The organism is Nocardia sp. XZ_19_369, assembly GCF_015355715.1.
Lineage (GTDB): Bacteria > Actinomycetota > Actinomycetes > Mycobacteriales > Mycobacteriaceae > Nocardia.
Genome location: NZ_JACVED010000004.1, coordinates 642,105 through 660,090 on the forward strand (window position 1 = coordinate 642,105; position 17,986 = coordinate 660,090).

General features: G+C 68.8%; 15 protein-coding genes. 9 read left to right on the forward strand and 6 right to left on the reverse strand.

Going from position 1 to position 17,986, the window contains the following annotated elements; all coding sequences use genetic code 11:
• Positions 1-131 precede the first annotated feature (131 nt).
• From IBX18_RS18305 to IBX18_RS18325, 5 genes are all read left to right on the forward strand, one after another.
• Positions 132-2,252: a magnesium chelatase subunit D family protein gene (locus IBX18_RS18305; protein ID WP_228541280.1), complete on the forward strand. Its 2,121-nt coding sequence runs from the start codon at positions 132-134 to the stop codon at positions 2,250-2,252.
• A 32-nt stretch (positions 2,253-2,284) separates the two neighbouring features.
• On the forward strand, positions 2,285-2,899 hold the full coding sequence (gene cobO / locus IBX18_RS18310; protein ID WP_194834796.1) for a cob(I)yrinic acid a,c-diamide adenosyltransferase: 615 nt from the start codon (positions 2,285-2,287) through the stop codon (positions 2,897-2,899).
• Positions 2,900-3,020: 121 nt separating this feature from the next.
• Positions 3,021-4,529, forward strand: coding sequence for a cobyrinate a,c-diamide synthase (locus IBX18_RS18315; protein WP_194834797.1), 1,509 nt, complete (start codon positions 3,021-3,023; stop codon positions 4,527-4,529).
• A 128-nt stretch (positions 4,530-4,657) separates the two neighbouring features.
• Entirely contained in the window at positions 4,658-5,023 is a 366-nt protein-coding gene (locus tag IBX18_RS18320) for a cobalamin biosynthesis protein (RefSeq protein ID WP_194834798.1), read from the forward strand.
• 67 nt (positions 5,024-5,090) lie between these two features.
• Positions 5,091-5,483: a VOC family protein gene (locus IBX18_RS18325; RefSeq protein ID WP_194834799.1), complete on the forward strand. Its 393-nt coding sequence runs from the start codon at positions 5,091-5,093 to the stop codon at positions 5,481-5,483.
• Position 5,484: 1 nt separating this feature from the next.
• Here IBX18_RS18325 and IBX18_RS18330 read toward each other — a convergent pair whose 3' ends face one another.
• Both IBX18_RS18330 and IBX18_RS18335 read right to left on the reverse strand, forming a co-directional pair.
• Positions 5,485-6,582, reverse strand: coding sequence for a hypothetical protein (locus IBX18_RS18330; protein WP_194834800.1), 1,098 nt, complete (start codon positions 6,580-6,582; stop codon positions 5,485-5,487).
• An 8-nt stretch (positions 6,583-6,590) separates the two neighbouring features.
• The gene (locus tag IBX18_RS18335; RefSeq protein ID WP_194834801.1) at positions 6,591-7,721 is read right to left on the reverse strand and encodes a phosphotransferase family protein; all 1,131 of its coding nucleotides are present in this window, start codon (positions 7,719-7,721) and stop codon (positions 6,591-6,593) included.
• A gap of 408 nt (positions 7,722-8,129) precedes the next feature.
• Between IBX18_RS18335 and IBX18_RS18340 the strand changes: the two genes are divergently transcribed.
• The gene (locus tag IBX18_RS18340) at positions 8,130-9,425 is read left to right on the forward strand and encodes a DoxX family protein (protein WP_194834802.1); all 1,296 of its coding nucleotides are present in this window, start codon (positions 8,130-8,132) and stop codon (positions 9,423-9,425) included.
• Positions 9,426-9,437: 12 nt separating this feature from the next.
• Here IBX18_RS18340 and IBX18_RS18345 read toward each other — a convergent pair whose 3' ends face one another.
• Together IBX18_RS18345 and IBX18_RS18350 are read right to left on the reverse strand one after the other, a co-directional pair.
• Entirely contained in the window at positions 9,438-10,397 is a 960-nt protein-coding gene (locus tag IBX18_RS18345; protein WP_194834803.1) for an isopenicillin N synthase family oxygenase, read from the reverse strand.
• A gap of 46 nt (positions 10,398-10,443) precedes the next feature.
• Complete coding sequence (locus tag IBX18_RS18350; RefSeq protein WP_194834804.1) at positions 10,444-10,917, reverse strand: nucleoside deaminase; 474 nt, start codon at positions 10,915-10,917, stop codon at positions 10,444-10,446.
• 84 nt (positions 10,918-11,001) lie between these two features.
• Here IBX18_RS18350 and IBX18_RS18355 point away from each other — a divergent pair, with 84 nt between their 5' ends.
• Positions 11,002-12,528: a PucR family transcriptional regulator gene (locus IBX18_RS18355; protein ID WP_194834805.1), complete on the forward strand. Its 1,527-nt coding sequence runs from the start codon at positions 11,002-11,004 to the stop codon at positions 12,526-12,528.
• Positions 12,529-12,552: 24 nt separating this feature from the next.
• Here IBX18_RS18355 and IBX18_RS18360 read toward each other — a convergent pair whose 3' ends face one another.
• Together IBX18_RS18360 and IBX18_RS18365 are read right to left on the reverse strand one after the other, a co-directional pair.
• On the reverse strand, positions 12,553-13,938 hold the full coding sequence (locus IBX18_RS18360) for a cytosine permease (protein ID WP_194834806.1): 1,386 nt from the start codon (positions 13,936-13,938) through the stop codon (positions 12,553-12,555).
• 89 nt (positions 13,939-14,027) lie between these two features.
• Entirely contained in the window at positions 14,028-14,999 is a 972-nt protein-coding gene (locus tag IBX18_RS18365; protein ID WP_194834807.1) for an alpha/beta hydrolase, read from the reverse strand.
• 224 nt (positions 15,000-15,223) lie between these two features.
• Here IBX18_RS18365 and cobA point away from each other — a divergent pair, with 224 nt between their 5' ends.
• Together cobA and IBX18_RS18375 are read left to right on the forward strand one after the other, a co-directional pair.
• A complete protein-coding gene (cobA, locus tag IBX18_RS18370; RefSeq protein WP_194834955.1) occupies positions 15,224-16,429 on the forward strand; it encodes a uroporphyrinogen-III C-methyltransferase in 1,206 nt (401 codons plus the stop codon).
• Between the two features lie 59 nt (positions 16,430-16,488).
• A complete protein-coding gene (locus tag IBX18_RS18375) occupies positions 16,489-17,937 on the forward strand; it encodes an MFS transporter (RefSeq protein WP_194834956.1) in 1,449 nt (482 codons plus the stop codon).
• The last annotated feature ends 49 nt before the right edge of the window (positions 17,938-17,986 follow it).

Consider the following 17,986-nt stretch of genomic DNA (forward strand, 5'->3'; position numbering starts at 1 on the left):
GCATCCGCCCTCGTCGCCCCACCGCGACGAGGGCGGTCTTGTCTGCCTAGGCCCGCGTCGGCGGGTGCGTGTCGCGCGCATAGAGTTGGGGCGTGTCCTTGTCCCATGCCGAAACTGTGTCCCCTCACTCGTTGACCGGATCGCGGACGCGTCCGGCCGCCGACGGTGAGGCGGGTTTTCCGTTCTCCGCCGTGGTCGGTCAGGAACGGCTGCAACTGGCGCTGATCCTGTGTGCGGTGCACCCCGGCATCGGCGGCGTGCTGGTGCGCGGCGAGAAGGGCACCGCGAAATCGACCGTGGTGCGCGCGCTGGCGCAGCTGCTGCCGCCGGTGGTGGATGAGACCGGTGCGCGGCCCGCGCGGCTCGTGGAGCTGCCCGTCGGCGCCACCGAGGACCGGGTGGTCGGCTCGCTGGATCTGGAGCGGGTGCTGCGCGACGGGGAGCAGGCGTTCCGGCCCGGACTGCTGGCCGCCGCGCATCACGGCGTGCTCTACGTCGACGAGGTCAACCTGCTGCACGATCATCTGGTCGACGTCCTGCTCGACGCCGCGGCGATGGGCCGGGTGCACATCGAACGCGACGGTGTCTCGCATTCGCACCCGGCGCGGTTCGTGCTCGTCGGCACCATGAATCCGGAAGAGGGCGAGCTGCGCCCGCAGCTGCTCGACCGGTTCGGGCTCACCGTCGATGTGGCGGCCTCGCGGAACGTGGACGTGCGGATGGCGGTGGTGCGGCGGCGACTGGACTACGAGGCCGATCCGGCCGGGTTCGCCGAGAGCTACGCCGCCGCCGACCGGGCGGTGGCCGAGCGCATCCTCGGCGCGCGGGACCGGGTCGCGCAGGTGCGGCTCGACGATGGCGAGCTGCGTCGAATCGCCGCGCTGTGCGCCGCATTCGACGTCGACGGCATGCGGGCGGACCTGGTGGTCGCGCGGACCGCGACGGCGCACGCGGCGTGGCGTGGTGCGGATGCGGTCACCGAGGATGATGTGCGGATCGCGGCGGAACTCGCCCTGCCGCACCGGCGTCGGCGCGATCCGTTCGACGAGCCCGGTATCAGCGAGGATCAGCTCGACGACGCGATGCGGGATGCCGCTGCGGAGGTGGATCGCTCGGCTCAGTCCGACGGGGACGCAGCGGAATTCGATCAGAGTCAGGTACCCGAGGACGATGCAGACCCGTCGAACCAAGCGCAGCCGGAGGACTCAGGCGATTCGACCTCGAACCAGTCGGCAGCGAACGACCGAGCGGACGACGAGCAGAATCAGCGCGGCGACGATCCCCAGTCGCGGACAGACGACGAGCCGACCCCTGGCGATCCTCAGTCGCGGACGGACGAACCGAACCCGCGCGGTGACGGTCCCGACCACGATCCCGACGGTCCCGGTGGTGGGCAGCGGCCGAGTGCCCGTGAAGGCCGCAGTGGCGCACCGGTTTCCGCCGCCGCGACACCGCCGCGCTGGGAGGTGCCCGGCATCGGCGAAGGTGCTCCCGGCCGCCGTTCCAGGGCCGAGTCCCGCCATGGTCGCGTCGTGCGGCCCAGCACCGACACCGGCACCGGCCTGCATCTGCTCGGCACCATCTTCGCCGCCGCGCCGCATCAGCGGTCCCGTGGCCGCGGCGACGGACCGCTGAAGCTGGTCGCCGAGGATCTGCGTGGCGCGTATCGCGAAGGGCGCGAAGGCAATCTGGTCGTGTTCGTGGTCGACGCGTCCGGCTCGATGGCGGCCAGGGATCGGCTCTCCGCCGTCACCGGTGCGGTCGTCGCACTGCTGCGTGACGCCTACCAGCGCCGCGACAAGGTCGCCGTGATCACCGTGCGTGGGCAGGACGCCGAACTCGTACTGCCGCCGACGTCTTCGGTGGATATCGCGGTGCGCCGCCTGTCCGGCATGCGCACCGGCGGTAAGACTCCGCTCGCCGCGGGGCTGCTGAAGGCGCGCGAGATCGTGCAGCGGGAACGCGTCCGCGACCCGCGCCGGCGCCCGATGCTGGTGTTGCTCACCGACGGTCGCGCCACCGGCGGCGTCGATCCGGTGCCGCGCGCCCGCGCCGCCGCCGCGCTGTTGGCGAACGACGCGGTCACCTCGATCGTGGTCGACTGCGAGCGCGGCATGATTCGGCTCGGCCTGGCCGCCGAGCTGGCTCGGGAACTGCGAGGCGGATATCTGAGACTGGCTGAGCTGACCGGGGATTCGGTCGCCGACGTGGTGCGTGCGGGGTCCGGACGCCCGGGTGCCCGCGCCGCTTGAGCCGCAGGGGATCGAACTAGCAAGGAGAGTGCATGCCCAAGGGTGTTCCGCAGACCGTGCCCGACGACGGGCTCACCACACGGCAGCGGCGGAATCAGCCGGTGCTCGCGGTGCATACGGGGCCGGGCAAGGGAAAGTCGACGGCCGCGTTCGGGATGGCGTTGCGGGCCTGGAACCAGGGTTTCGACGTCGCGGTGTTCCAGTTCGTGAAGAGCGCCAAGTGGAAGGTGGGGGAGGAGGCCGCTTTTCGCACTCTCGGCACGTTGCACGAGGAGACCGGTGCCGGTGGCGCGGTCGAGTGGCACAAGATGGGTGAAGGGTGGTCCTGGACCCGCAAGCAGGGCAGCGACGAGGACCACGCCGCCGCCGCGCTCGCGGGTTGGCAGGAGATCGCCCGCCGCCTGAAGGCCGAACAGCACCGCTTCTACGTTCTCGACGAATTCACTTACCCGCTCAAATGGGGTTGGATCGACATCGATGAGGTCGTCGACACCCTCAGTAGCCGTCCCGGCAATCAGCATGTGGTGATCACCGGTCGCGACGCGCCCCAGGCGCTCATCGACGCCGCCGATCTCGTCACGGAGATGACCAAGCTCAAGCACCCCATGGACGCGGGCCGTAAAGGCCAGCGCGGCATCGAATGGTGAGCTCCCGCACTGACTCTCGGGACTTGCACTCTCTCCGGGCCCCCGGAGTGGGTGCGGATCCCGAGAGGTGGTGCGGCTGCTGCGTTCCGTCGGCTCGCGCGGTCGTGCGGCGGTGGTGTCGATGAGCGGGGGTGTGCCCGCGGTGGTGATCGCCGCGCCCGCGTCGGGGAGTGGGAAGACCACGGTGGCAACGGGGTTGATCGGTGCGCTGCGGCGGGTCGGTCATCGGGTCGCACCCTTCAAGGTGGGGCCGGACTACATCGATCCCGGGTACCACGGGCTGGCGGCGGGGCGGCCGGGACGCAATCTGGATCCGGTGCTCGTCGGCGCGGAACGTGTTGTGCCGCTGTATCAACACGGCTCGCGGGAATGTGATCTCGCGGTGGTCGAGGGCGTGATGGGGCTGTTCGATGGCCGCATCGATGCGAACGATGCCGGGCCGGTCGCCGAAGGATCCACCGCGCAGGTCGCCGGGTTGCTCGGCGCGCCCGTGGTGCTGGTGGTGGATGCCAGGGGGCACAGCCAGAGTCTGGCCGCATTGCTGCACGGCTTTGCGACTTTCGACAGCAGTATTCGGCTCGGTGGGGTGATTCTCAACCGGGTTGGCAGTGAACGGCACGATCAGGTGCTGCGTGCGGCCTGTGATCGGGTCGGGCTGCCGGTGCTCGGCTCGCTCCCGCGGATGACCGAATTAGAGGTGCCGTCGCGGCATCTCGGCCTGATCCCAGCCGTGGAGCATGGTGCGGCCGCCACCGCAGCGGTATCGGCGATGACGGATTTGGTTGCGGCACATGTGGATTTGCACGCCGTTGCCGCGATGGCCCGTTCGACCGCGGCTCGTCCGACCTGGGATCCGGTGGAAGCTTTAGCTGAAGTGGTCTCCGGCGTGTCACCCGGTTCAAACCGGCCGGAGCACGATGGAGCTGTCGCCGCGGTGGGGTCCGGCGTATCACTCGGATCAGGCAGGCCGGAGCACGATGGAGCAGTCGCCGCAGTGGGCTCCGGTCCATTGATCGCCATGGCAGGCGGACCTGCCTTCACCTTCGGTTATGCCGAACATCGCGAGCTGCTGCTGGCCGCCGGAGCGCGGGTAGTGGTGTTCGACCCGCTGCGCGACGAATTACCAATCGGCACAGCTGGTTTGGTGTTGCCCGGCGGCTTCCCGGAGGAGCACGCGGCAGCGCTGGCAGCCAACACCGCACTGCTGACCGCAGTGGCGGCGCAGGCCCGGCGCGGCATGCCCGTACACGCGGAATGCGCGGGCTTGCTCTACCTGACCCGCTCCCTCGACGGACACCCGATGGCCGGTGTCATCGACGCCGACGCCGAGTTCGGCCCGCGCCTGACCCTCGGCTACCGCGACGCGGTCGCGCTGGTGGATTCGCCGCTGTGGCGAGCCGGGGAACGCGTCCGCGGCCACGAATTCCACCGCACCCGCCTGATCGCGGCAGGCTCGGACACCCCGGCCTGGGGCTGGCACGGCAACGACGGCGCGCGCGTCAAGGAAGGCGCGCTCGTTCAACAGGTCCACGCCTCCTACCTGCACACACATCCAGCCGGAAACCCCAGAGCTACAAGTAGTTTCGTCGCCGCATCGGTTGAGTACGCAGGTGCTCGTGCGGACCGCTGAGCGGAGACGTGCGCTGCAATACGGCGGCAGCGGCGTGAATCGCGACTGTGCTGTGCTCGCTGGACTGAATCGCGCTGTGTCCGGCAGACCCGGCTCTGCTCGATCGTCCGCCATGAGGCAGGTGGCGCGTGGCTGAGCTCGCCGTTGGGCTCGGTCTGCGGTCCGGTACGCACGCCGACTCGATCGTTGCTGCCGTGCGGGAGGTGTTGGGCGACAACCCGATCAGCTGTTTGGCGACCATTGATCGACGGATGGGCGAACCAGGTCTGCGCGACGCGGCTGCCGAGCTCGGGGTGTCGGTCCAGGGGTACTCTGCCGCCGAACTGGCTGACGTTCCTGTGCCGAACCCGGACGCACGCATTGCGACTGCCGTCGGTACGGGCAGTGTCGCCGAGGCGGCCGCCATTCTCGCGGCTGGGCACGGCACGCTGGTGATCACCAAACGCATTGTCGCTGGGGTGACTATCGCTGCGGCGCAACGCGCCTCGGACTGATTGTCCGCCGCGCAACTGGGTGATCGAACCAGATGACCTTGGGTCTCCCGCGTGGTTTCATGGCGGGGTGGATATCCGAGGGATCGACAATGTGCTGGTTCCGGTGGGGAATCTGGCTGCGGCGCTGGAGTTCTACGCGAACGGGCTCGGGCTTTCGGTGCGGTTCACGGTGCCGGAGCGGGGGATCGCGTTGTTCGGGGTCGCGGCGGAGACGCCGGGGATCATGGCGATGGTGGATCCCGCTGCGGGGCAGGGGTCGCCGCCGGCCATCCGCATCTGGCTCGAGGTGCCGGATGCGCGGGCCGCCGCGGCGGAACTCGAAGGACGCGGTGTCGACATGCTCACCGCGCCCTTCGAAGTCGCGACCGGCTGGAGTGTGGAGGTGGCCGATCCGTGGGGCAATGTGATCGGATTGACCGACTACCTCAAGCGCCCCGACCTGGCACGACCCGCGTTCTGACCTACGGCGCCACCGCACCCCAGTCGGCGAAACCGCTGGGATCGTGGCGGCCGAAGGTGGCGTGTTCGAACAAGCCCCACCCCTCGGCGTCGCCGCAGCGGGCATGGGCCACATGGTCGATCACGCCGTACGGTGCGCGGGCGACGATGGCCGGATCGGTGAGGTCGTACCGGCTGGCCAGCGACCAGTCCCGGCCCTTCCACTGCCCGTGCTGCCAGTCGGGATCGCCGCCGTAGCCGCAACCCACGTGCAGCGGCACATGTGTGCCAGTGGTCACCTCGATCTCCAACGGCTTGCCGTCCGGCGTGGTCATCTCGAGCCGGGCACCGACGGGAAGCCTTGTGCCGGAACGGTAATCGATCGAGATGCGCGGCCAGCCGAGCTGCTCGGTGCGCCCGTCCGGCCAGATCCGCACGGCGTCGTTCAAGGTGCGCTTGCCGTCGGGTTCCTCCTGCACGATGATGACGACCGCGAAATCGTCGAACCGCAGCGGCACATACATCCACCAGAAACCGCCGGACGGCTCGGCGGCCGCCCGGCCCGCAGGCTCGCTCTCGCCGACCGGCCGGATGCCCCAGGACCGATCCCTGGTGCCGGTCCACACCGCGGGGTCGACGGTGATGTCGTCCCCGTCGACGTGCAGCGTCCCCGCCCACGAGCCCAGCTGGGCGAACCGGGTCGCGTCGATGATCGGCCGATTACCCGAGAGGATCAGGTGCGGCTGCTCCTGCAGGGTCGGGAAAGCGCCCTCCCAGGTGAGGTCGAAGGACAGGTCGTCGTGCTCGCAGACCACCCGGATCCGTTTGAGCGGCTCGAGCACCTCGATGCGATAGCCGCCGACCCGCTGCTCCAGGCTGCGGTCACCGAGCGCGTCGGAGAAGCGGACGGTCCGCTGGATGTCGCCGCGCCGGACGGCGGCGTAGGCGTCGGTCACCCCGAGGTTCGGGTACACGCCGAACCCGGTGATGAAGAAGGTGCCGCCGTCGCGGTTGTGACCGTTGAAATAGCTGCGGTCGTAGAAGTTCCGGTCGCTACTGGCGACCCGGGCCAGCGACAGCCCGGTCTGATGAATCGGGTACTCGTCCAAAGGAACTGGCATGACTGCCCTCAATCCCACTCGTAGGTTCCGTCGAGCAGCCGCTCCAGGCTCGCTCGGTGCATCACGTAGTCGTCGCGATCCGGGGTGTCGGTGTCCTCGCCGAAATGGATCATCCTGCGCTTCACCCTGGCCATTACGATGCCGTGCCGCAGCGCGGCGTAGACGAGGTACCAGTCCAGGTCGCGCACCGTATGCCCGGTAAGCTCTTCATATTTCGCGACGACGTCGGCGCGGCGCAGGAAGTCCGGCAGGCCCGGCTGATCGAATCGGGTCGCGATGTCCTGGAAGAACCGGTGGATGAAGATCACCCAGGCGACGTCGAGTTCGCGGGGACCCAATGCGGCCATCTCCCAGTCCAATACCGCCGCGGGCTCGAAGCCCCGGTAGATGACGTTGCCGGGCCGGGCATCACCCCAGCTGAGGACGTCGGGTCCCGGGTCGGCGGGCCAGTGCTCGTCGAGCCACGCGAAGGCTCGTTCGAGCAGCGGAATCTCGAAGCCGTCGTCGGCCAAAGCCCAGCGGTACCAAGCTTTCTGGGCCTCGACATGCCTGCGTAGCGACTGACCGGCTCCGCGCAGGGCCGGGAATCGCTGGGCCGGGTCCGCGATGGCGTGCACCTTGGCGATCACCGCGACGGTGTTCGCAGTGAGCTGCGCACGCTCCTCAGGGGTCGCGTCGAAGAGCCAGCCGACGAACACGTACGGCGGGTTGTCGGTCGGCACTCGCCCGTCCACCCGCTTCATCACGAAAAACGGTGTGCCGAGCGGTGTCTCGTCTTCCTCCAGCCAGCACAAAGCAGGCACCGGCACGTCGGTGTTTTCGGCGACTCCGGCCATCACCTGGTACTGGGTGGCCAGATCGTAGGTCTCGAACACCGGGAACGACCCGCTCTCCGGCGCCATCCTGGCGACGAACGACCCGCGCTCGTGCCGTCCGTCCACGCTCCACTCCGCGTCGAAAAGAATGGTGGTGCTGGACATTCCGCCCGACTGCGGCCGCGACAGATTGGCCACCTTCGGCGGGTGATCGGCGGAGACCTTCGAATCCAGCCAGCGCGCCAGGTCCTCGGCGAGCACGTCGAGATCGCGCTCGCTCACGGTCAGCTGCTGCCGCTCGGCGGGATCCGGATCTTCGGCCATCGTTGTCCTCCTGACGCCATGACGCGCGGGCGTGCCGCGGCACAGCCCACCTCGGCGGCGGTCCGCCGCGATACGCGACAGTAACGCGTTCCAGTCGGCCCGCGCGGTGAAAACGAGCGAGGCCACCGAACCCGCTCACTGGCTGGAACCGGGCCTTGACATGCGACGATCGGCCGGTGGTCGGGCCGGCCCGACCGGCGCGGTGTGGCTGGCACGTACGACTCGTTACCGAGGGGAAGACCAGGGATTTCCTGGATGCTCGCACCCTGCGCGCCTCGATACCGTTCGCTCACGCAGAGTGTTCGGAGTGAGGGGTTCGTTGTGAGTGCTGTCAGTGCGGAGCCGACAGATGACGCGGATACGAAGGAAGCGGCGGAAGCGCGGGCGCAAGATTCGAGATGGAATCCCTTGACCCGCTTCGCATTCCGCTTCTGCTTCGCCTATTTCGGCCTGTTCTGCCTGATGTTTCCGCAATTCCTCTGGGTGTACACCGGGGTGCTCAAAGACAAGCTGCCCGAGCTGGCGATCCTCGGATTTCTCTATCCGTTGAGTCCGATCTGGGAGTGGGTCGGCCGCCACGTCTTCGGTGCCGACGTCGAGCTGCACCTGGATTCGGGCAGCGGCGACCAGGCCATCATCTGGGTCTTCGTGTTCTGCGTCCTGGTCGTCGCCCTCGGCGCCGCCGTGGTGTGGAGCGTGCTGGACCGACGCCGGCCGAACTACCACCGGCTCAACGCCTGGTTCCTGCTCGCCATGCGGTTGTGCCTCGGCGGGCAGATGCTCTGGTACGGGATGGCGAAGGTGATTCCGACCCAGATGGCGGAGCCGCCACTGACGGCGCTGATTTCCCGGTACGGCGATTTCACGCCGATGGCGGTGCTCTGGTTCCAGGTCGGCAGTTCTCAGCCGTACGAGATTCTGCTCGGCGCGGCGGAGGTGCTCGGCGGACTTCTGCTCTTCGTGCCGAGAACCGCGACGTTGGGCGCGCTGGTGAGCCTGGTGAGCATGCTTCAGGTGTTCATCCTGAACATGAGCTTCGATGTGCCGGTGAAGATCCTGTCGGGTCACCTCTTGCTGATCTCGCTGGTGTTGCTGGCGCCACAGGCGCGTCGATTGGCGAATGTCCTTGTGCTGCAGCGATGGTCGGAGCCGGCTCGGCAACCGGAGCCGTTCCGCTCGCGACGCGTCCGGTGGTTCGCGGTCGGTCTGCAGGCGGTACTCGGCCTGTGGGTATTGGCCGGCGGTATCCAGGAGGGCCTGCGGTTCTGGAACGAAGGGGGCGGCGGTACGCCGAAACCTGAGCTGTACGGGATCTGGACGGTGTCGGAATTCAGCAGGGACGGGCAAGTCGTCCCGCCGCTGACAACGGACCAGAACCGTTGGCGGCGGCTGGTTGTCGACGTCACCGGAATGGCGTACCAGAAGATGGACGACAGCTTGGTCCCCGTTGTCGGCACGGTAGACACCGAAGCGCACACCCTCACCCTCTCGGCCTCGCCCGGTGCGAATCCGGGGGTGATGGCGGAGGCCACGCCGACCCAGATCGCCTCCTTCACTTTCACCCAGGAGACGCCGGACCGGCTGCGACTCGATGGTCAGCTCGACGGCCACACGGTGACGTTGTCGCTCGAGCAGGTCGATCTCGACTCATTCCCGTTGCGCAGCACCGAGTTCAAGTGGATCCAGGACTATCCCGCCTTCTGACCGGGACTCAGCTCATCCGATGGTGATGGCGTCGAGGCGGACGCGCAGGAACTCCGCCGAGACGACGGGTGGCAGGTTGCCGACCCGTCCGATCGGTGGCGTCAGCGGGGTGACGACGGCGTCGTGGTCGAGTTCGTAGAAGTAGATCAGGGACACCAGGTCTTCCTCTGGTGCTGTGGCTTGTGGCGGCAGCACGCGGTGCCGTCCGGACGGCCAGCGCTGACCGCTCCAATAGGCAAGCAGGTCACCGATGTTCACCGTCAGCGCGGCGGGGTCGTATGGCGCGTCGGCCCAGCCTTCCGCCTCGGTGTACACCTGGAGCCCGCCCGCGCCGGGCTCCCGGTCCAGCACGGTGACGGTGCCGAAGTCGGTGTGCGGGCCGATCCGGAACTGACCGGGCTCGGGTGCGCCGACCGTAGTCAACGGAGGGTAGTGGTTGATGTTGCAGGTCCAGGTCGGACGGCCGGCCAGGTTCTGAAAAGGGTTGGCGGGCAGCTGAAGTGCCGCCGCGAACAGGGCGAGCAGTTCGTCGGAGAGCGTGCGTACGGCAGCGGTGTACGCGGTCACCAAATCGCGCAGCTCGCGCACTTCGTCAGGCCACACATTGGGCAGGAACCAGACGTCGTCGACGGCCCGATCGCCGGTCGGTGTGTCGGCGCCCACGGCGAAGGTCTCCTTCAGATCCGGTGGCGTCCGGGTGCCCTCGGCATAACCGTTGGCCTCCTTGCCCGGTCCGATCCACCCGCGCCCGCCGACGGTGACGGCGTACTTCTCCCTCACCGCCGCCGGCAGCGCAAAGAAGCGCCGGGCGGCGGCGCGCACGTCACCGGCCAGCCCCTCGGGCACGCCGTGGCCGTAGACCAGCAGAAATCCGGCGCGCCGCAGGCCCTCGTCCACCTCGTGCTCGATCTCGGCTGCCGCCGGACCGCCGGCGCGCCATCGGGCCAGGTCGATCGATGCGATCGCGTTCATGTCGTCTCACTTCTACCGGAGTGCCGCGCAGCCGTGCGCCCGAGGCTCACTGTGCCTCGACTTCCGTTGCGACACCGATGTCTTCGTGCCAGAGGGCCGGATTGTCGACGATGAAGTCGGTCATCATCTGGACGCACCGCTCGTCTTCGAGCACGGTCACCGCGACGCCGTGCTCGGCCAGCCAGTCGTGGCCGCCGTGGAAGGTCTGGGATTCGCCGATGATCACCGCGCCGATGCCGAACTGGCGGACGAGTCCGCTGCAATACCAGCACGGCGACAGGGTGGTCACCATGATGGTCGAACCGTAGTCGCGGCGGCGGCCCGCGGCGCGGAAGGCGTCGGTCTCGGCGTGGATGCTGGGATCGCCGGTCTGGACGCGGCGATTGTGGCCGCGGCCGAGCAGCGTGCCGTCGGCCGCGAACAGTGCCGCGCCGATCGGGATGCCGCCCTCGGCGAGCCCGCGCTGCGCTTCGTCGTATGCCACCTCGAGCAGTTGTCGTGCCGGTGTCGCCTGCGTCATGGGTCCAGCCTCCAAGGGAAGGCCGCCGACCGCAACGTACAGATCGTCCGCACAGGTCGTGGCCACGGATGACAGGATGACCGTATGTTGCCCACCGTGCGCGAACTGCTCGATGACCAGTTCGCCGCCGCTGAACCGCTCGTCTTGGCAGGTCACCGTGCCCTCGAGCGGACGGTGCGCTGGGTGCATTCGAGCGAGATCTACGAGATCAGCCCGCTGCTGTCCGGGGGAGAGCTCCTGCTCACCACCGGGCTCGGGCTGGCCGGGGTGGACGCGGGAACGCGGCGGCACTACCTGGGTGAGATCGCCGGGCGTGGGGTGGCCGGGGTGGCCGTCGAGCTCGGCCGGACCTTCGATGCCATCCCGCAGGACATGGTGGCGGAGGCCTCGCGGCACAGCCTGCCGTTGATCGCGCTGCGCGCCGTGGTGCCGTTCATCGATCTGTGTCGCACCGCGAATACCGAGATCGTGTCGCGGGAGGTGCGGTCGTTGCGGCTGCTCAACGAGCTGGGACGGGACCTGGTAGGCGAGTTGGCGGCAGGCAATGGCCTCGCGCAGTTGCTCGGCCGGATCGGCGAGGTCACCGGCTGCGCGTTGATTGTGACCAGCGGCAACGGCGCGTTGATCGCCGCGCACGGCGTCGATGACGACCGATCGGCTTGGGCGGCAGTGGAATCCGCGACGGCCACCGCGTCCATTCGGGCCAGGGAGAACACCTGGGGCACGCTCACCGCGGGACCCGGCTCGGCACTGGACAGTGCCACCCTCGCCACGGTGCTCGACCAATCCGCGCCGAGCCTCGGTCTCGCGCTGGCGAATTCGGGCACCCCGACCGGGCGTCCGCAGCTGGCGGCGGCGACGTTGCTCGCGGATCTGCTGGACGGTAAGACGATTCGTCAAGCTGATCTGAAGGTACGAGCCGCGGCGGCGGGAGTGCCCGCGCTGACAGGGCGCACACTCGTTCCGGTAGCGGCCGACGCACCCGAGACCCGCATCGCGACGCGCCTGATCGACTCCGCGGCAAAGGAACTCGGCAGGCCCGGGCTGGTGGCCGAGGTGCATGCCACGAGCTACGGAGTGTTCGCCATGGACCCGGCGACCGCCGACCCGGTCGGCGAAGCGGTTCGATTGCTGCGCAATGCCTTCGCTACGAACGCCGTCGAGGGTGTGACGTTGGTCGTCGGTGATCCCTGCGAGTTCGCCTCCGCCGCACTTACCGGGTCGTTGGACGCCGCCCGGTCCGCATTGCGCTTGGCGACCCGTCATCGCCGTGACTGGCTGGCGGGTAGTCCCATCTCCACCTGCCGCGAACTGGCCACCGAGCTCGTCGTCGAAACTCTGCCCGCGGCGGAGCGAAGCCGCCTGATCGCCACCACGATCGCCCCGTTGATCGCCTGGGACACAACGCATCACAGCAATCTGACGCGCACCCTGGAGGTCTATCTGCGTCACGGCGGCAGCCCGACCCGCTGCGCCACCGCCCTGCACATCGGCCGCCAGTCCCTCTATCAGCGCCTGGACCGCATCCGCGACCTCCTCGGTTACGACCCGGCCGCCCCCGCCCTCACCGGCACCCTCCTGCTCGCCCTCTGCGCCCACCGCCTCTCTTGATGCCCGCGGACAAAGAGCGGTCGCTCAGGCGGGAGTAGTGCGCCGCTGGGCCAGGATGAAGTAGGCGGTGGCGGCGACAAGGAAGCCGACGAAGAAAGTGATGTCGCCCAGCTCGGGGACTTCCCGAACGAGGTAGCCGGTGAACTTCGCCTGATGAGAGAACAGCAGCACCGAGAGCACCAGGCCGAACAGAAATGCCGCTACGCCAGGCCAATTCGTGTATGCGCGGTTGTAGAGCAGGTCATCGATCTTGCGTCCACGACGCAGGTACTGATCGACGAACATCACGCCCAACCACGGTCCGATCCAGTACGCCACGATCAGCAGAAACGCCTCGTAGCTCGCGGCGGCATCGGGCAGCGCCCACCACGCGACCAGGAACCCGATGGCACCGAAACAGATCGAGACCACGGCGCGCTGCGTACGGACCGGCAGTTCGATGCCGATCGTCACGAATGCCATTGCGCCCGAATAGACATTCAGCGCGTTCGCCGCGACGGCACCGAGCGCGATGGCGAGTAGCGTCAGCTTCGCCAGCACGTCGGGCAGATTCGCGGTGAACACGTCCGTCGGACTGCCCTGTGCCGCACCGACGATGGTCGCCGAAGCCGCCCCGAGCGCCGACAGCCACAGGCACGAGACGAACAACCCGGCCGCCGCGTACCCGCCGGTGGCGACGCGCGAGACGGTCTTGGGCAGGTACCGCGAGTAGTCCGCCGCATACGGATTCCAACCGCCCGCATAACCGAACGCGGTCCCGACCGTCAGCAGGAAGCCGCCGATCCCGCCGACCCCACCCGACGGCGCGCCCGCGCCGAGCTCGGCCTTGCTGAAGATCGCGATGGTCACCACGACGAACACCACCGCGAGGATCGGGAACACGAACCGCTCGAACGCGTGCACCAGGTTGTGCCCGAACACGGCGAATCCGGTCTGCGCCACCACGATCAGGATCAGCGCCGTGAGTTTCGGCATGCCGGTCAGCGTGCTCAACGCCCACGCACCGCTCACACTGTTGGTGGCGAACCAGCCGACCCCGCACATGATCGACATGAACGCTGCGGGCAGCGCATTGCCCCGATATCCGAAGGCCGAGCGCCCCAACACCATCTGCGGCACGCCATGCGCGGGCCCGCGCCCCGACAGCACGAAATGCGCCGCCGCACCGAGCCCGACGCCCACCGCGAGCCCCAGTGTCGCCTGCCAGAAGTTCATGCCGAACGCGGTGACCGACAGCACGCCGATGAAGATGGTGGCGAATTCCAGATTCGGCGACATCCAGGTCCAGAACAGCTGCCGCGGCTTGCCGTGCCGGGCGTCGTCGGGGATGTACTCGTTGCCGCCCGGCTCCACCGCGATGACGCGGTCGGCGTACCCGGAGGCCAGCGGCGGGTCATCGGTCAAAGCCATGCCTGAACACTCGTCCGCGCGGGCGGGCTCGGCAACCGACGATCCGTACGTCAGTCGGCACCGCAGGGCGGACAGTTCGCCCGCCCGGGTCAGCCGGTGCCGGCCTGGTGGCGCCAATTCGGCGACGGCGCGAAGAACTCACCGCCGCCCGTGCGGAAGGCGTCGCGAGCGGCGGCATCGCCGCGCAGCTGCGCCATCAACCATGCCGTCGGATAGCCGAGGTAGCCGTACACCCCGTTCGTGCACGGGTCCGACGCGGTCGCGCAGTCCGGCTGCCCCTGCACGTCGTTGTGATCGGGACCGTTGAGCGTGCCCCACGCCTTCGGCAGGTTCGCCGGAGTCGCCTCGTAGTACGCCTGATTCGACTGCAAGCCCTCGACCTGCCACGGCACCAGCTGATGCGAGGGGGAGACGAGAGCGTCGGACGACCCGTTCACCAGGAACACCGAACCCGTTGTCAGCGAACGGGTGTCGGCACAGGTTTCCGACGTGGAACAGAAGTGCTGCGCCGGAATTTCCATCGGCACCGCGGTCTTGATCGCCCCGCCCGAATCACGCAGGGCGTTCAGCACTCCCGAGGCACCTTGCGAATGTCCCATCGCGCCAACGGCCGTCGTATCAAGCTTCCCGAAGAACACACTCGCCGGATCGCCGGCCTGCGCCAGCAGGAAGTCCAACGACTTCCGAATGTCCACCCCGGACCCGGTGCTCTGGTTTTCGGTGGCGATCACGACGAAGCCCCACGACGCCAGATGCCGCAGCAGATAGGCGTATTGGCTCGGCACCGCCTTGGTCCCATTGCCCCACAAGACAATCGGATGCTGGCCCTGACCCAGATCGGTCGGATGCCAAACATCGAACTTCGCCCCGGTGGTGTCGCAACAACCGAACCCGATCCGCTCGGTCACCGCGGCGGGACCCGGCTGGAAGTACTTCGACTCGACTCCCTGCGCCGGCACATAGGGCGCCGGATCGGCGTGCGCCACACCGGCCGCGGCAGGCACCCAAGCCAGCGCCACCGACGCCACCACCACGTGCACTGCCCGACTCCAGCGGTTCATGCGGCCGAGTATAGGAATGATCATGGTGCGCGGCCGACCCGGTTTCGGCCGTTTCCCGCTGGTCGCCCCGCGCTTGTGCGGCCCGTTATCGGCGGTGACCGAGTCGATTGCCGTCACTTCGGACACAGGCCGTAGGCTCGAAAACTGTGCCGAACACGTCAGACCACACCGCCGACCAGGCGGTATCCGAGACCGCCTCGCCCAATGAGGGCGATCCGAACTACCTGGTCGGGCTCGATCTCGACGGCCGCCGCGTCGTCGTGGTCGGTGGCGGCACGGTGGCCCAGCGCAGGCTCGGCCTGCTGATCGCCTCCGGCGCGGACGTGCACGTGATCAGCCGCGAGGTCACCCCGGCGGTCGAGGGCATGGCGACCTCCGGGCAACTGACCGTCACGCTGCGGCCCTACGCCGACGGCGACCTGGACGGCGCCTGGTACGCGATCGCCTGCACCGACGAACCCGCGACCAACGCCGCTGTCGTCGAGGAGGCCACTCGGCGGCGGATCTTCTGTGTGCGCGCCGACAACGCGCGCCTCGGCACCGCGGTCACCCCGGCCACCGCCCGCTACGACGGTATGACCCTCGGCGTGCTGGCCGGCGGCCAGCACCGGCGCTCGGCCGCGGTGCGCAACGCGCTGCTCGAGGCGCTGCAATCCGGTGTGGTGACCGATGATTCGACACCGATCACGCCGGGCGTCGCGCTGGTCGGCGGCGGACCGGGCGATCCGGACCTGATCACGGTGCGCGGACGCAGGCTGCTCGGCCGCGCGAACCTGGTGGTCGCCGACCGGCTCGCCCCGCCGGAACTGCTGGCCGAACTCGGCCCCGATGTCGAGGTGATCGACGCGGCCAAGATCCCCTACGGCCGCGCGATGGCCCAGGACGCGATCAATGCCGCGCTGATCGAGGGTGCCAAGGCGGGCAAGTTTGTGGTCCGGCTCAAGGGCGGCGACCCGTACGTCTTCGGCCGCGGCTTCGAGGAACTGGAAGCCTGCGTCGACGCGGGCATCCCGGTGACCGTCGTTCCCGGCATCACCAGCCCGATCTCGGTCCCCGCGGCCGCCGGTATCCCGGTGACGCATCGCGGGGTCACCCACGAATTCGTGGTGGTCAGCGGCCATGTCGCCCCGGACCACCCGGACTCGCTGGTCGACTGGCCTGCCCTGGCCCGGCTGCGCGGCACCATCGTGCTGATGATGGCCGTCGAACGCATCGAGCAGTTCGCGACGGTGCTCATCGAGGGCGGCCGCCCCGCGACCACCCCGGCGACCGTCATCCAGGAGGGCACGATGCGCAATCAGCGCGTGCTGCGCGCGGACCTCGGCACCGTCGCCGCCCGGGTGCGCGAGGAAGGCATCCGCCCGCCCGCGATCGTGGTGATCGGCCCCACGGCGGGATTTTCGGCGGACGACGCGACCGGAAGCCGATAGACCATCAATTACAGTGGCTCACTGTGCTCCAGAATCCCGCTGCGAAAACGCAGTATCCGATGACGCAGCGGGCCTTCGGACTCGCCATTCTCGTGCTGAGCGGGCTGCAGCTCATGGTGGTGCTCGACGGCACCGTGGTGATCTTCGCCCTGCCCCGGCTGCAGGAGGAGATGGGCCTGTCCAGCGCGGGCAGCGCGTGGACGGTGACCTCCTACGGCCTCACCTTCGCCGGGCTGATGCTGCTCGGCGGCCGGCTCGGCGACGCGTTCGGGCGCAAACGGATGCTGATCATCGGCGTGGCGCTGTTCACCTTCGCCTCGCTGCTGTGTGGCTTGGCGCAGAACGAGGGCATGCTGCTGGCCGCCCGGGCGATCCAGGGCGCGGGCGCGGCGATCGCGGCGCCGACCGCATTCGCGCTGGTGGCAACGACTTTCGCGCCAGGCAAGGCGCGTAACCAGGCGATCGCGATCGTCGGCTCGATGGTCGGCATCGGCTCGGTCGGTGGCTTGGTCGTCGGCGGTGCGCTGACCCAGGTGTCGTGGCGCTGGATCTTCCTGATCAACGTGCCGATCGGCGCGCTCATCATTCTCGGCGCGGTGTACAAGCTCGCCGACACCGCTCATCACCGGTCGCCGCTGGACGTGCGCGGCGCGGTGCTCGGCACGCTCGCCTGCGCCGCCATCGTGTTCGGCGCGACCGAGGGGCCCGAAATGGGCTGGGACCACCCGGCCATCATCGGCGCGCTGATCGGCGGCGCGGTGCTGCTCGTGGTGTTCGTACTGATGGAACGCCGGATCGCTGATCCGCTGCTGCCGTGGTCGCTGTTCGACAGCCGCGATCGGGTGGCGACCTTCCTGCTGATCTTCCTGGCCGGTGGCGTCCTCGGCGCGATGACCTTCTTCGTCGCGCAATTCCTGCAGAACGTGATCGGCTACAGCCCACTGCAAGCCGGTGTCGCGGCCATCCCGTTCACCATCGGCATCGGCATCGGCGGCGCGCTGGCCTCCAAGGCCGCGATGTTCGTCGCGCCACGCTGGCTGCTGGCCGGGGCGGCGACGGTGCTCGGGATCGGCCTGCTGTTCGGCGCGACGCTCGACGGGGACGTGCAGTACCTGACCACTCTGCTGCCGCTGCTGATCGTGATCGGCTTCGGCGTCGGCATGGCGATGGTGCTCGCGCCGCTGTGTGTACTGGTCGGGGTGTCCGCCGAGAACATCGGGCCGCTGTCCGCGGTCGGGCAGATGTTCATGAACCTGGCGACGCCGGTGGCGATCGGGCTGCTCAGTCCGATCGCGGCCTCGCGCACGCTATCGCTGGGTGGCCGCACCGGCAAGGTGACCGACATGAACGCGACCGAGGTCGCCGCGCTGGGCAGCGGCTACACGCTGGTGCTTTTCGTGTGCGCGATCGTCGCGTTCGTGGCCGGGCTCATCGCGCTGACGCTGCGGTTCACACCGCAGCAGCTCGCGCAGGCGCAGCACGTGCAGGAAGAGGCCCAGCAGGCGTGAGCCTGCCGGGCGCGCGACGGAGCCGAGTCAGGCGTGCGCCTGCCGACCG